Consider the following 14,157-nt stretch of genomic DNA (forward strand, 5'->3'; position numbering starts at 1 on the left):
GCCTGACGGATTTCTGCCATGTCCACCGTGATCATCGGCCTGAGCCTGGGAATGCTGCTATTCCTGCTGGCGTCCGGCCTTACGCTTATCTTCGGCATGCTGGGCGTCATCAACTTCGCCCATGGCGCGCTGTACATGCTGGGCGCCTACCTGGCCTTCGACATCCAGTTGCGCACCGGTTCCTTCATCGCCGGGCTGGTCGTGGCAACGGTGGGCGTCGGCCTCGTCGGCGTGGCGATGGAAAGGCTGGCCCTGCGGCCGCTGTACAACCGCCCGCACTTCTATCAGCTGATCCTGACCTTCGGCTTCATCCTCGTCATCAGCGAGGCCGTGAAGTTCGTCTGGGGCCTGGGCTACCAGGAAACGCCGATGCCGGCGCTGCTGGCGGGCACGGTCGAGCTGGCCGGCAGCACCATCCCGGTCTACCGCCTGTTCGTCATCGCCTTCGGCCTGCTGGTGTCCGCCGCGCTGTTCTTCGTGCTGGAGAAAAGCACCTTCGGCATGCTGGTCCGCGCCGCCAGCAGCGACGGCGAAATGGTGCGCATCCTGGGCCTGCCGGCCGCCACCATCCGCAGCGCGGTGTTCGGCGTGGGCGCGGCGCTGGCCGGGCTGGCCGGCGCCATCTCCGCGCCGCTGTTTCCGATCGAGCTGGGCATGGCCACCAACACCATCATCGACTGCTTCATCGTGGTGATCCTGGGCGGGCTGGGCAACATCCGCGGCGTGGTCGCGGCGTCGCTGCTGATCGGCATGGTGCGCGCGGTGGGCTACACCTTCATGCCCAGCTGGGTCGACATCCTGACGTTCGCCATGCTGATCGCCACCCTGCTCACCCGTCCGCAAGGACTGTTCTCCCGCCAAGCGAGGCTGGCATGACGACTTCCCGCCAAGATGCCGCCATCGCGGCAGGCATGGCCGCCGCGGTGATCGCGGTGCCCTTCTGCACGCAAAACGACTTTCTGTTGAACCTGACCATCCTGATCATGGTGTGGTCCATCTTCGCCGTGGGTTTCGACCTGGTGTTCGGTCTGCTGGGCATGGTGTCCTTCGGCCACGCCGCCTTCCTGGGCGCGGGCGGCTACGCGCTGGCGCTGGCGACCCAGCGCTACGGCCTGCCGTTCGAGGCGGGGCTGGCGCTCGCCATCGTGGCGGGCGCGGCCTGCGCCTGGATCTTCAGCGTATTCGCGCTGCGGGTCTCGGGGATCTTCTTTGCGCTGGTCACGCTGGCGCTGTCGCAGCTCATGTACATCCTGGCCGACAGCAAGCTGCGCGAATGGACCGGCGGCGCGGACGGCCTGCCCGGCATCGGCCGGCCGGAACTCGCCGGCATCGACTTCTTCGATACCGTGAACTTCTATTGGTATGTCGCCGCCGTGTTCGCCCTGGTGATGGCGCTGATGACGATGCTGCGCGCTTCGCCCTTCGGACGCGCGGTCGCGGGCGTGCGCCAGAACGAGATCCGCGCCGCCCAGCTGGGCTACAACGTGCAGCGCCTGAAGCAGATCACCTTCCTCGTGTCGGGCGCCGTCGGCGGCCTGGCGGGCGGACTGCTGGCCGCGGTGCTGATGTACATGAATCCGCAGATGCTGCATTGGACCACCTCCGGCGACGTCATCATCATGACCCTGCTGGGCGGCGCCGGCACGCTGTGGGGGCCGGTGGCCGGCGTGCTGCTGTTCGAAGCCCTGAAGGAATGGCTCAGCGGCTGGACGCCCTATTGGTACGGCATCCTGGGCCTGGTCTTCATTCTGGCCACGCTGTACTTCCCGCAAGGGGTGCTGGGCGCGCTGCAGGCACGCTGGAGCCGCAAGCGCCCCCCGGCGTCCGCCCCCGCCAGTCCATCCGCGCCCGCCGTGCCGCTGGCCCCGCGCGAAGGGAGCCCGTCATGAGCGACATCGCCCTGCAATGCGAACAGGTCAGCGTCACCTTCGGCGCGCTGCGCGCCATCGAGGACTTCAGCTACGCCTTCGAAACCGGCCGCGTCTACGGCCTGATCGGCCCCAACGGCGCGGGCAAGACCACCCTGCTCAACGTGCTGTCCGGCAACCTGCCCGGGCATGGCGGGCGCATCCTGTGCCACGGCGCGGACATCTCGCGCCTGCGGGCCCATGAGCGCGCCAGGCACGGCATCGGCCGCAGCTTCCAGATCACCAAGATCTTTCCTGAAATGACGGTGCTGGAGAACCTGCGCATCGCCGCGCAGATCAGCCACTCCCATCTGCTGCCGTTCTGGCTGGCGCCACGCTACGACCGCCGCCTGGCGTCCACCATCGACGCCATGCTGGAGCTGACCGACCTGACGGCCTGGCGCGACACCGTGGCGGGCACCTTGTCGTATGGCTTGCAACGGGCGCTGGAACTGGGCCTGACCCTGCTGCCCGATCCGCGCATCCTGCTGCTGGACGAACCGCTGGCCGGCGTCGGCCACCACGAAATCGCCGCCGCCAACCGCCTGATCCGCCATGCGGCCGCCGGCCGCACGGTACTGCTGATCGAACACAACATGGACGTGATCATGACGCTGTCGGAACACATCGTGGTGCTGTCCAACGGCCGCAAGGTCGCCGAGGGGCCGCCCGCCGCCATCCGCGACGACGCCACCGTGCGCGCCGTCTACCTGGGCGAAGAGGTGGCGGCATGATCGAACTGCAACATGCCAGCGTGCATTACGGCCAGGCGTTGGCGCTCAAGAACATAGGCTTGCGCGCGGCCCAGGACGAAATCGTCGCCATCGTGGGGCGCAATGGCGCCGGCAAGTCCACCGTGCTCAAAACGCTGATCGGGCTGCTGCCCCTTTCGGCCGGCAACCGGCTGATCGGCGGCCAGGACGCCACGCGCCGCGCCGTCGAACAGATCAGCCGCGACGGCATCGCGCTGGTGCCTGACACCCGCCGCATCTTCCCCAACCTGACCGTGCGCGAAAACCTGCGCATGGGCGCGCTGGCGCACCAGCCCGGCTACTGGACGCAGGACCGCGTGCTGCGGGTCTTTCCCCGGCTGGGTGAACGCATAGGCTTCCATGGCGACCAGTTGTCCGGCGGCGAACAGCAGATGTTGTCGATCGCGCGCGCGCTGCTGGGTAATCCGCGCGTCCTGCTGCTGGACGAACCGACCGAGGGGTTGGCGCCGCGCATTGTCAACGAACTGATCGAAGTGTTCGCCGAAGTCCACCGCCAAGGCACCGGCATTGTGCTGGTCGAGCAGAACCTGAAGGTCCCCGCCCGCCTGGCGCACCGCCAGTACGTGCTGGACCACGGCGAAATCGCCTGGAGCGGATCGGCCGCCGAAGTCGAGACCAACCGCCACATCATTGAATCCATCCTCACCACGGGCATCCAAGCATGAGCAACGACACCACCTACATCGCGGGCGTGGGCATCACCCGCTTCGACAAGCAGCCTGCCAAAAGCGTCAAGGACCTGGTGCGCGACGCCGTGACGCAGGCGTTGGCCGACGCGGGCTGCGACGCCGCCGACCTGCAGGCAGCGTACTTCGCCACCGCTGGCCAGGGTTCCATCGAAGGCCAATACATGGTGGCGGGCCAGGTCGCGCTGAAGGCCATGGGCATTGCCGGCATCCCCGTCACCAACGTGGAGAATGCCTGCGCCAGCTCCAGCACCGCGTTGAACGCGGCGCACCTGTACGTGGCCTCGGGCGCGGGCGACATCTGCCTGGCCGTGGGCGTGGACAAGCTGTTTTCCGAGGACAAGGCGAAGAGCTTCGCCGTGTTCGACGGCGCCTGGGACGTGCACGACGCACAAGCGCAGATGGCGCGCCTAATGGCGCTGGCGCCCGACGTGACGCCCCCGCCCGGCTTCGAAGAGCCTGGCAAGCGCAGCGTATTCATGGACATCTACGCCAGCCTGGCGCGGCTGCACATGAAGACTTTCGGCACCACCCAGCGCCAGCTCGCCGCCGTGGCCGCCAAGAACCACATGCATTCCACCCGCAATCCGCTGGCCCAGTTCCAGTACCCCATGACGATAGACGAGGCCCTGGCCGCCCGTCCCGTGTCCTGGCCGCTGACCTTGCCCATGTGCGCGCCCATCAGCGACGGCGCGGCCGCCGCCATCGTCTGCAACGCCCAGGGCCTGAAGCGCCTGCAACGCGCCCGCGCCGTGCGCCTGTACGCCAGCGTGCTGCGCACCGCCACGGACCGCCCGGCCGACCGCTACGACCAACACCTGTGCCACCTGGCCGCGCTCGAAGCCTATGAACGCGCCGGGGTCGGCCCGCAGGACATGTCGCTGGCGGAAGTGCACGACGCCACGGCATTTGCCGAGATCCAGCAGACCGAGGCGCTGGGCTTCTGCGCCTTCGGCGAAGGCGGACCGATGGCCGAATCCGGCGCCACCAGCCTGGGCGGCCGCATCCCCATCAACGTATCCGGCGGCCTGCTGTCGCGCGGCCACCCCATCGGCGCGACCGGGCTGGCGCAGGTCCATGAAATGGTGATCCAGCTGCGCGGCGAAGCCGGCGCCCGCCAGGTCGAAGGCGCGCGCTTCGCCATCGCCGAGAACGGCGGCGGCTTCAACGGCGTGGAAGAGGCAGTGACCTGCATCACCCTGCTTGGCCGCTGATCCACGCCCCCATCAACCCAGAAACCGCCATGCATCTCAGCTCTCTCTTTCACCGCAGCGCCACCACCTATGCCGACCAGCCGGCGCTGGCCGCTGGCACCCGCGATCCCCTCAGCTACGCCCAGCTCCAGGCGCGGGTGCAGGCGCTGGCCGGCTGGCTGCGCGGCCCGCTGGGCCTGGCGCCCGGCCAGCGCGTCATGCTGGCGCTGCGCAACCACCCCAGCTATATCGAATCGATGCTCGCCATCTGGCACGCCGGCCTGTGCGCCGTGCCGGTCAACGCCAAGCTGCATCCCAACGAACTCGAGTACATCCTGCGCGACTGCGATGCGCGCCTGTGCCTGTCGCAAGGCGAATTGCTGCAGGCGCTGGCGCCCGTCGCTCGCAGCCTGCCCGCGACGCGCGTGGTGGACGTGGAATCGGCCGACTACGCGGCCGGCGCCCTGGGTCCCCGGCTGCCCCTGGAAACGCGTCCGCCGCAGGACCTGGCCTGGCTGTTCTATACCAGCGGCACCACCGGCAAGCCCAAGGGCGTCATGCTCAGCCACGCCAACCTGTTCGGCATGTGCCTGAACTTCTATGCCGACGTGCAGTCGGTACAGCCTGGCGACGCCATGGTCCACGTGGCGCCGCTGTCGCATGGCGGCGGCCTCTACAGCATTCCGTACTGGCTGCACGGCGCCCTGCAGATCGTGCCGGACAGCGGCGGCCTGGACGAAGACGAACTATCAGGGCTGCTGACGCACTACCGCAATGTCAGCCTGTTCGCCTCGCCCACCATCGTGCAGCGCATGGTGCGCCACGCCCGCCTGGCGGGCGGCGCGCCCCCCGGTCTGCGCACGCTGATCGTGGGCGGCGCGCCCTTCTACATCGAGGACATCAAGGACGCGGTGGCCTGCTACGGCGCGCGCGTGGCGCAGATCTACGGACAGGGTGAAAGCCCCATGTCGATCTCGGCCCTGTCCGCGACCCAGATTGCCGACGCGGTAGCTCGCAACGATGACGCGCTGCTGGGTTCGGTGGGATACATCCAGTCGGCCATGGACGTCGAAATCCGCGAGGCATCCGGCCGGCCCGCAGCCCCTGGCGAATTGGGCGAAGTCGTCGTCAGCGGACCAACGGTCATGCAGGGCTACTGGAACAATCCGCGCGCCACCACCGACACGCTGGCCGGCGGCTGGCTGCACACGGGCGATATCGGCATCCTGGACGAGCGCGGCCTGCTGCACCTGAAAGACCGCTCCAAGGACGTCATCATCAGCGGCGGCACCAACATCTATCCGCGCGAGGTCGAAGAGGCGCTGATGCGCCACGACGCCGTGCAGGAAGTCTCGGTGGTCGGCAGCCCCGACCCCGAATGGGGCGAGTCGGTGCTGGCCTTCGTGGTGTTGAAGCCCGGCGCCCAGGCCTCGGACAGGGACCTGGACCGGCTGTGCCTGGAATCCATCGCGCGCTTCAAGCGCCCCAAGCGCTATGTCTTTCTGGATGAATTGCCGAAAAACAGCACCGGCAAAGTGTTAAAACGCGAACTTCAACAACGCGCGCTTCCGACTCCATGACCCAAGCTTTCCCCCTCTTTGGCCGCACCGCTGTCAGCCAGACCGAAAAGGCCTATTGCGCCCTGGAGGAAATGATCGTCACCGGCGAACTGCCGCCCGGCAGCCAGTGGTCGGAAACCACCCTGAGCGAACGCGTCGGGATCGGCCGCTCGCCGGTGCGCGACGCCCTGCAGAAGCTGGCGTTCCAGCGCCTGGTGGAAATCGCCCCGCGCCAAGGCATCTTCATCTCCGAGATCGACTACCAAGGCCAGTTGAAGATCATCCAGGCGCGCCGCGAGATCGAACGGCTGATCGTGGCGCAGGCGGCGCAGTGGGCCGACGACGGCGAGCGCGCCGAACTGGCGCGCCTGGCCCGGGAGCTCGAAGACCTGAAGGCGGTCAACGACATGCGCATGTACATGCGCCTGCATTTCAGCCTGACCAGCCAGATCGGCGTCGCCTCGCGCAACAGCTACGCGGCCGAGTTCCACGCCATGCTGCAGACGCTGGCGCGGCGCTTCCTGTACTTCCACCAGAAGCGCCACCCGGACCTGGTGCAGATCTGCGAGCTGCACATCCAGCAGATCAACGCCATCGTGGAGGGGTCGGTCGAACGCGCCATCGCCACGGCGGAGGCGCGCAACGACTATGCCGAAAACCTCGCGCGCAACATCCTGATGGAGCTGATCGTCACCTCGGCGGTCACCATCAGCTCTCCGCCGCGCGGGCGGGGCAGCGCGGACTGACGCCCGGACGCGGGCTCAACGCCCCGCGTCCGCCAGGTTCTGCCAGGCGCCGGTGCTGCGCCCTTCTTCCGCCAGGAACTCCACCAGCGTCGGCAAGGCGGCGTCCATCGGCCGGTTGGCCTGGATCCGCATCACGTAGCCCCAGGAGCCTGCCATGCGCAGCTGCGGCACCAGGGGTACCAGCCGGCCGCTGGCCAGTTCCTCGTCGATCAGCGGCGCGCGGCCCAGCGCGATGCCGACGCCGGCGGCCGCGGCCGCGGCGACCGTGCTCAGGCCGCTCAGCACCATGGGCTCCTGCCAGTCCGATTCGGCCAGTCCCAGGCGCGGGCTCCAGGTGCGCCAGTCGGTCTCGGGGCTGTCCACGTGCTTTTCCTCCAGCCAGCGATGGCGCAGGAACACGGCGGGATCGCCGCGCTCGGCCGGATCGACCAGGGACGGACTGCAAACCGGCACCACCGTTTCGGTCATGAGCGGAATGTCGCCGGGTTCCGCGATATGCGGCCCCATGGCGCGCACGTGCAGGAACGCCAGGTCTATGTCCTGGCTTTTCCAGGCCGGGTCCTGGCTGGCGTGCAGGTACACCTGGATGTCGATGCCGGGGTGCAGCTCGATGAAACGTCCGATGCGCGGCGCCAGCCACATGGCGGCCAGCGACGGGTTGGCGGAAACGTTCAGGGTATTGCGCCGTTTGCCGCGGGCCGAGGCCCGCACGTTGCGGCAGGCGGTCTCCAACAGGGTCAAGGCCTGTTGCACCGACGCCAGCAGATCCGCGCCCGCCGCGGTGGTTTCGGCGCGGCGTACCGTGCCGCCGCGGCGCAGCAGCGCCACCCCCAGATCCGCCTCCAGCGCCCGCAGCTGATGGCTGACGGCGCTTTTGGTGACGTGGAGTTCGGCGGCGGCGCGGCTCAGGCTGCCCAGGCGGGCGACGGCCTCGAAGGCGCGCAAGGCCGCCAGGGGCGGCGTGTGGTTGGGGAGATCGGCCATGGGTCAAGTCTAGCTCAACCCTAGATTGAAAAACTATCGCTTTCGCCGGGTCGCGGGATCGGGGACCATGCAAGCACTGAAAGGAGTTTGCTATGTATTTCGATTCGCGCCTCTGGCAGTTGACGGCGGGCCTGCGCGCCGGCATGGCGGGCGGCATCTGCCTGGGCCTGCTGGCCCTGGCCGCCGGCATCGCCCGCTACGTGTTCCTGGGCCAGCTGCTGGCCCGCGTGTTCGACGGCGCCCCCTGGCAGGACTGGCTCGCCCCCGCGCTGTGGGCCGCCGCCATGGTGCTGCTGCGCGCCTTCCTGGACCACTGGCGCACTGTGCAGGCCAACCGCTGCGCCGCCACCGTGCAGCATGCGCTGCGCGCCCGACTTTATGACCGCATCGTGAGCCTGGGCCCGGCCTGGTTCGCCAACCAGCGCACGGGCGGCGTGATGCTGACGGTGGTCGACGGGGTCGAGCAGTTGCAAGCCTTCTTCGGCCAATACCTGCCGCAAGTCGCGATCGCCGCCGCGGCGCCCTTCGCCATCTTCGCCGTGATCGCGTTCTGGGACGTGCCCACCGCGCTGGTGTTCCTGGCGGCCGCGCTGTTCGCGCTGTTCGGGCCGATGGCGGTGCACATGCTGGACCGCCGCGCCAGCCTGGCCCGCAGCAAGTCCCTGAACGATTTCGGCGAGGACTTCCTGGACGCCGTGCAGGGCCTGCCCACGCTGAAGTCCTATGGCCAGGGCAAGGCCTGGGGCCAGCGGCTGGCGGCCCGCGCCCTCAGCCTGTCGGACAACACCTTCTGGGTGCTGTCGGTCAGCCTCTTGACGCGCGGCATCAGCGACCTGGGCGTGGCCCTGGGCGCGGCGCTGGCTCTGACGCTGGGCGCCTGGCGCGTGGCCCACGGCGACATGAGCGTGGAGGCCCTGCTGATCGTGCTGATGGCCGGCACCGAGATCTTCCGCCCGCTGCGCGACCTGCGCTCGGTGCTGCACCGGGGCATGCTGGGCCAATCGGCCGCCGCCAGCATCCATGCGTTGACGGACGCGCAGCCGCTGACGCCCGCGCCGGAGGCCGGCGGCAAGACGCCCGGCCGGCTCGCGCCCACCATCGAATTCGACAACGTGGCGTTTTCCTACACGCCCGAGCGCCGCGCCCACCAGGGCTTGAGCTTCCGCATCGCGGCGGGCGAACGCGTCGGCGTGGTCGGCCCCAGCGGCGCCGGCAAGTCCACCATCGTGCGCCTGCTGCTGCGCGAATGCGTGCCCCAGTCCGGCCGCATCCGCATCGGCGGCCATGACGTGAACGAACTCGACACGCAGGCGCTGCTGTCGCACATCGCGCTGGTGAGCCAGGACATCACGCTGTTCCACGGCACCATCGACGACAACCTGCGGCTGGGCCGCCCCGACGCGACCCACGAACAGGTGCGCGCCGCCGCCCGCGCCGCCAATATCGACGACTTCATCATGGCGCTGCCCGAGGGCTACGCCACCCGCATCGGCGAGCGCGGCCTGCAGCTGTCCGGCGGCCAGCGCCAGCGCGTGGCGATCGCCCGCGCGCTGCTGCGCGACGCGCCCATCCTGATCCTGGACGAGGCGCTGTCGTCGGTGGACACCGAAAACGAGGCGCTGATCCAGCAGGCGCTGGACCGCTTGATGGCCGGCCGTACCACGCTGATCCTGGCGCACCGCCTGGCCAGCGTCATCGGCGCCGACCGCTGCCTGGTGCTGGACCAGGGCCGCGTCGCGGAAGAAGGCCCCCATGCGGAACTGATGCGGCAAGGCGGCCTGTACTACCGCCTGATGCACGAACAGGCGGCCGCGCACCGCAATCCGTCGGCGGGATCCGCCGCCCCGGCCGCCGCCGCCCCTGCGCAGACGACGGACCGCGATGATCCCGCTCAGGAATCCGGCGGACAAGGCCCGGCCCTGCGCGCGCTGGACGCGGACGCGGTGCAGGTCGGCTGGCGCGCCACGCTCGGCACCCTGCTTTCAGTGGTGCGGCCCTGGCGCGGCACGCTGACCGCCACGATCCTGCTGGGCGTGGCGCGGGTCGCGGCCTACATCGGCGTGGGCGTGTTCAGCGCGCTGATCGTCGCCGCCATCCGCGACGGCCGCGACTATTCGGCCCTGATCGCCGGCCTGCTGGTCGCAGCGCCCCTGGCCGCGCTGTTCCACTGGCTGGAGTCCTGGCTGGCCCACGCCATGGCGTACCAGCTGCTGGCCGACATGCGGGTCAAGCTCTACGACAAGCTGGAGCGCCTGGCGCCGGCCTACCTGTTGCAGCGCCGCTCCGGCGACCTGGTGGCACTGGCCACCCAGGACGTGGAAATGGTGGAGTACTTCTACGCCCACACCATCGCTCCCGCCATCGTCTCGGTGCTGGTGCCGCTGTCCGTGCTGGGTTTCCTGGGCGTCTACAGCTGGCCGGTGGCGCTGGCGCTGCTGCCCTTCCTGGCCTATGCGCTGGTGTCGCCGGTGCGCGGACGCCGCAAGGTCGACGCGCTGGGCGACAAGGCGCGCGAGGCGCTGGGCGAGATGAGCGCGCACACCACCGACACCATCCAGGGCCTGGCCGACCTGACCGCCTTCCAGGCCACCGGCCGCCGGCGCGATGAATTCCTGCGCGTGGCGGACCGCTACCGCACCCGCCGCCTGGACATCCTGGACGACCTGTCGCGCCAGACCGCGGGCTTTGAAATCGCGATGGGCCTGGGCGGCCTGGCGGTGGCCGTCGTGGGCGCGCTGCAGGTATCGGCCGGCGCGCTGTCGGCCGGCATGCTGCCCCTGTTGGTGCTGATCGCGCTGGCTACTTTCCTGCCCGTGTCCGAGATCTCGCAGGTCAGCCGGCAATTGGCGGACACCATCGCCGCCACCCGCCGCCTGCACGTGGTCGCCAACGAACCGGAACCGGTGACGGACGGACCGCTGCCGGCCCCCGTCTCCGCCCACGGCCTGTCGCTGGCCTTCGAGCACGTCAGCTTCGCTTATCCGGGCAAGAACGCGGACACCTTGCGCGACCTGAGCTTCAAGGTGCCGGCCGGCGCCACCGTGGCGGTGGTGGGCGCATCGGGCGCGGGCAAGAGCACGGTGGCCAGCCTGCTGCTGCGCTTCTGGGATCCGCGCGCGGGACAGGTCAAGCTCGATGGCGTGGACCTGCGCGAACTGCAGCTCGACGGCCTGCGCGAGCGCGTGGCGCTGGTGACGCAGGACACCTATCTGTTCAACGACACGCTGGAAGGCAACATCCGGCTGGCCCGGCCCGAAGCCAGCCCCGCGGACCTGGCGCGCGCGCTGGAGCAAGCCGCGCTGGCGGACTTCGTGCGCGCTCTGCCAGAGGGCCTGGCGACGCGCGTGGGTGAACGCGGCATGCAGTTGTCGGGCGGCCAGCGCCAGCGCATCTCGATTGCCCGCGCCTTCCTGAAGAACGCCCCCGTGCTGATCCTGGACGAAGCCACCTCGCACCTGGACACGCTATCGGAAATGCAGGTACGCGGCGCGCTGGACGTGCTGATGCGCCACCGCACCACGCTGGTCATCGCGCACCGCCTGTCGACGATACGCGATGCCGACCTGATCCTGGTGCTGGAACGCGGCACGCTGGCGGAGGCCGGCACGCACGACCAGTTGCTCAAGCGGCAAGGGGTCTATGCGCGCCTGGCCAGCCACCAGGGCGGCTACGCCGTCAATAGCGCAACGTCTCTACCGACTTAGCGTTGGCGCGCACTTCCGCGTCCGTGAACCAGACCCGCTTGTTGCCGAAGCTGGTGTACAGGTCGAACTGGTCGCGGGTGTGGGCCGACGGCGTGCCGTCCGGGGCGACGAAACCGCTCTGCCCCGGCGCCACCACGTCCACCGCGCGCACGCCCTGGCCGTCGAACACCGTCATGTTGTTCTCGGTGCCGCGGTTCTGCGTGGCCGGGAAGCTCAGCACCGCCTTGTCGTCCGCCTGCGGCACGCCCAGGAAGTTCTTGGGCGCGAACACCATGGGCGGCGCGGGTATGCGCCAGCTTGCCGGATCCTGGCCGTAGGCCTTCTGCAACGCCGCCAGCGCATCATCCAGCGCGGCCAGGCTCACGTCCTGCGGCCGCTGGCCGTTGAAGAAGTCGTACTTCTGCGGCACGCCCGAATCGCGGCCGGCCAGCGCGTTGAACAGCGCCTTCACCCCCACCGTCAAGTTGACCGATCCCGTGGCGGGTGCCGCCTGCGTCGGATAGCCGGTGGCGCTGTACCACTTGAAGAAGTCCGCGGGCATCTCGTCGGCCAGCGTGCGCTTGAGCATGGCGCGCAGCCAGGCGTCCATCACGGCAGGCCCCGCGTTGTCGTAATAGCCGGCCTGCTTGTCGCTCGTGCCCATGCCGTCCCAGGACGCCAGCCCCGCAACCAGCCTGGCTCGCGCATCGTCCGCCGGCAGCCCCTGCACCGCCTGCTGCAGGAACGGCAGGAAGTGGCGCCGGTTCACGTCGGCATAGCTGGTGGTGCGGATCAGGTCCCACATTTGCTGCGCGCTGACCTTGCCGCCATTGGCCGTCATGGCTTTCAGGCGGGTCTCGATCTCGGCGTAGCGGTCGGCCTGGCCCCACACGATGGCGAACAGGTCGGTGGACGGATAGCCGCGCATAGGCTGGTTGTTCCAGTTGGCGATGAAGCCTTGGCGCGGGTTGTAGACCTGAGGATTGGTCGAGAACGGCAGCATGCCGTCCCAGTCCATCTCGCCCGTGCCCGGCACGGGCAGGCGCGGATCGTGGCCCGGACGGCGCTTGGGATAGAAGCCCGTGTGCGCGTAGCCGATATTGCCCTTGTCGTCGGCGTAGTACCAATTGATGGTCAGCGCATGGCGCGCCGCCTGCTGCTTCCACTGGTCCCAATTGCGCGACTGCGCCTTGTGGGTCCAGGCCATCAGCGATTGCAGCTCAAAGCCTTCCCAGGCGCGCGCCTTGGCATAGGCCACGTGCTGCTTGTCATCGAACTTGGTGACGATGCCGTGCACCGTGCGGTACACGTCCATCACCACCGGCTGCCCATCCTTGACCTCGATGAGCTCGGTGCGCTTTTCCAGCGTCTTCCAGACGCCGTCGTGGAAGTAGCGCGTGCGGTCGTTCGGATCGAGTTTTTCGGCGTAGATGTCCACGTCGTCGCCAAAGCCCGCGGTCGAGCCCCAGGTCACGTGCGCGTTGTGGCCGAACAGGATGCTGGGATAGGCGAACGGCGTGTTGCCAACCACGTCGAAGCCCGCGCCATGCAAGCCGATGCCGTAGGTGTAGGCGGGATTCCACCAGCCGAACTGCGGCCCGTTCAGCAGGATGGAACGGGCGTCCTTGGCATGGTCGCGGCCCACGATCCACATATTGCTGGTGGTCGGAAAACCGGCGATGCCGGGTTGCCCCGATTCCGCGAACTGCGCCAGCAGGCGCGCCGACGCGGCCGCGGGCGCCTCGTCCAGCACGCCGCGCGTCTGCGGATCGCGCGCCACGCGTTCCAGCATGGGCGGCGTGCCGTCGTAGCGCGGCAGCGCATAGGACAGCCTGGCGGAGGGCTTGGCGCCATCGGGCCGGTACACGCCCTCTTCCTCGGGCACGGTGGTCGGCGCGCGGCTGTCGGTCATCCAGCGCAGCTGATTGAAGATCTGCATGGCGCGCTCGTCGCCATGCTGGTCCTTCAGGGCGGTCAGCAGCGCCAGGTTGTCGATCTCGCTATTGGCATCGGAGAAGCGGTTGGCCATCGTGCCCACGAACACCATCGCCACGTCATAGGCCGTCCAGTCCGCGGGCTGGAAGCGCAGATCGTTGAACTCCTTCGGCATCAGGCTGCCGGGCTCGGCGCGCACCCGCGCGATCCAGGCGTTCATGCCGGCCGCATAGCCGTCCAGGATCTGGCGCTCGGATGCCGGCAGCGCGGCCAGTTGGCGCTGGATGCGCTCCGGCGAGAAATTGCCGCGGATGGATTTGTCGAACGCCACCATGGACTGGCCCAACACCTCGGCCACGCGGCCCTGGGTACTGCGCCGCGCCATTTCCATCTGGAACAGGCGGTCCTGCGCCACCGCATAGCCATAGCCGTAGAAAATGCCGTACACGGTGTTGGCGTAGACGTGCGGCATGCCATAGCCGTCGCGCCGTATCGTGACCTGGCCGCTGGCCGCGCCCGCCGGGCGCATCGCGGCCTGGGACTGCTTCTGCGCGTTCTGCTGGACTTCCTGGGCCTGGGCTTGAGCGCCCATGGCCGCGCAGGCCGCCAGGATGGCGGCCGACAACAAGTGCTGCTTCATTCGAATCTGTCTCCGTATTTGACGAGCCGCGCCGCGGTGCGAGTCCCGGAC

Annotated in this window: 10 protein-coding genes; 8 read left to right on the forward strand and 2 right to left on the reverse strand. The window is 68.9% G+C overall.

What is annotated here, in order from left to right; genetic code table 11:
- The first annotated feature begins 18 nt into the window (after positions 1-18).
- Genes NGK62_RS23875 through NGK62_RS23905 form a run of 7 tightly spaced genes read left to right on the forward strand, consistent with a single transcriptional unit; the run spans position 19 to position 6,864 of the window.
- Positions 19-876, forward strand: a complete 858-nt coding sequence (locus tag NGK62_RS23875) for a branched-chain amino acid ABC transporter permease (protein WP_059374206.1) — start codon at positions 19-21, stop codon at positions 874-876.
- The gene (locus tag NGK62_RS23880) at positions 873-1,889 is read left to right on the forward strand and encodes a branched-chain amino acid ABC transporter permease (protein ID WP_251880640.1); all 1,017 of its coding nucleotides are present in this window, start codon (positions 873-875) and stop codon (positions 1,887-1,889) included. The genes NGK62_RS23875 and NGK62_RS23880 overlap by 4 nt, the downstream gene beginning before the upstream one ends.
- On the forward strand, positions 1,886-2,641 hold the full coding sequence (locus tag NGK62_RS23885; protein WP_118933007.1) for an ABC transporter ATP-binding protein: 756 nt from the start codon (positions 1,886-1,888) through the stop codon (positions 2,639-2,641). Before NGK62_RS23880 ends, NGK62_RS23885 begins: the two co-directional genes overlap by 4 nt.
- Positions 2,638-3,345 carry an ABC transporter ATP-binding protein gene (locus NGK62_RS23890; protein ID WP_059374203.1) on the forward strand — a complete coding sequence of 236 codons (708 nt, stop codon included), beginning with the start codon at positions 2,638-2,640 and terminating at the stop codon, positions 3,343-3,345. The genes NGK62_RS23885 and NGK62_RS23890 overlap by 4 nt, the downstream gene beginning before the upstream one ends.
- Positions 3,342-4,580 (forward strand): thiolase family protein, encoded by a 1,239-nt coding sequence (locus NGK62_RS23895; RefSeq protein ID WP_118933005.1) that lies wholly within the window; start codon positions 3,342-3,344, stop codon positions 4,578-4,580. Before NGK62_RS23890 ends, NGK62_RS23895 begins: the two co-directional genes overlap by 4 nt.
- Before the next feature lie 29 nt (positions 4,581-4,609).
- Positions 4,610-6,139: an AMP-binding protein gene (locus NGK62_RS23900; protein WP_118933004.1), complete on the forward strand. Its 1,530-nt coding sequence runs from the start codon at positions 4,610-4,612 to the stop codon at positions 6,137-6,139.
- Positions 6,136-6,864: a GntR family transcriptional regulator gene (locus NGK62_RS23905; RefSeq protein WP_251880641.1), complete on the forward strand. Its 729-nt coding sequence runs from the start codon at positions 6,136-6,138 to the stop codon at positions 6,862-6,864. Before NGK62_RS23900 ends, NGK62_RS23905 begins: the two co-directional genes overlap by 4 nt.
- A gap of 15 nt (positions 6,865-6,879) precedes the next feature.
- On the opposite strand, the gene NGK62_RS23910 is transcribed toward NGK62_RS23905, so the two are convergent.
- Complete coding sequence (locus NGK62_RS23910) at positions 6,880-7,848, reverse strand: LysR substrate-binding domain-containing protein (protein ID WP_059374199.1); 969 nt, start codon at positions 7,846-7,848, stop codon at positions 6,880-6,882.
- 92 nt (positions 7,849-7,940) lie between these two features.
- On the opposite strand from NGK62_RS23910, the gene NGK62_RS23915 reads away from it, so the two are divergent.
- Positions 7,941-11,552, forward strand: a complete 3,612-nt coding sequence (locus NGK62_RS23915; protein ID WP_251880642.1) for an ABC transporter ATP-binding protein/permease — start codon at positions 7,941-7,943, stop codon at positions 11,550-11,552.
- On the opposite strand, the gene NGK62_RS23920 is transcribed toward NGK62_RS23915, so the two are convergent.
- The gene (locus NGK62_RS23920) at positions 11,524-14,106 is read right to left on the reverse strand and encodes a penicillin G acylase (RefSeq protein WP_251880643.1); all 2,583 of its coding nucleotides are present in this window, start codon (positions 14,104-14,106) and stop codon (positions 11,524-11,526) included. The genes NGK62_RS23915 and NGK62_RS23920 overlap by 29 nt on opposite strands.
- Between the last annotated feature and the right edge of the window lie 51 nt (positions 14,107-14,157).

It is taken from the genome of Achromobacter sp. Marseille-Q4954, from assembly GCF_943737025.1.
Taxonomy (GTDB): Bacteria; Pseudomonadota; Gammaproteobacteria; order Burkholderiales; family Burkholderiaceae_B; genus Achromobacter; species Achromobacter bronchisepticus_A.

Bases quoted from the DNA above. Each gene is read 5' to 3' on its own strand.
- NGK62_RS23875 (WP_059374206.1), top strand. From the start codon at position 19: ATGTCCACCGTGATCATCGGCCTGAGCCTGGGAATGCTGCTATTCCTG.
- NGK62_RS23880 (WP_251880640.1), top strand. From the start codon at position 873: ATGACGACTTCCCGCCAAGATGCCGCCATCGCGGCAGGCATGGCCGCC.
- NGK62_RS23885 (WP_118933007.1), top strand. From the start codon at position 1,886: ATGAGCGACATCGCCCTGCAATGCGAACAGGTCAGCGTCACCTTCGGC.
- NGK62_RS23890 (WP_059374203.1), top strand. From the start codon at position 2,638: ATGATCGAACTGCAACATGCCAGCGTGCATTACGGCCAGGCGTTGGCG.
- NGK62_RS23895 (WP_118933005.1), top strand. From the start codon at position 3,342: ATGAGCAACGACACCACCTACATCGCGGGCGTGGGCATCACCCGCTTC.
- NGK62_RS23900 (WP_118933004.1), top strand. From the start codon at position 4,610: ATGCATCTCAGCTCTCTCTTTCACCGCAGCGCCACCACCTATGCCGAC.
- NGK62_RS23905 (WP_251880641.1), top strand. From the start codon at position 6,136: ATGACCCAAGCTTTCCCCCTCTTTGGCCGCACCGCTGTCAGCCAGACC.
- NGK62_RS23910 (WP_059374199.1), bottom strand. From the start codon at position 7,848: ATGGCCGATCTCCCCAACCACACGCCGCCCCTGGCGGCCTTGCGCGCC.
- NGK62_RS23915 (WP_251880642.1), top strand. From the start codon at position 7,941: ATGTATTTCGATTCGCGCCTCTGGCAGTTGACGGCGGGCCTGCGCGCC.
- NGK62_RS23920 (WP_251880643.1), bottom strand. From the start codon at position 14,106: ATGAAGCAGCACTTGTTGTCGGCCGCCATCCTGGCGGCCTGCGCGGCC.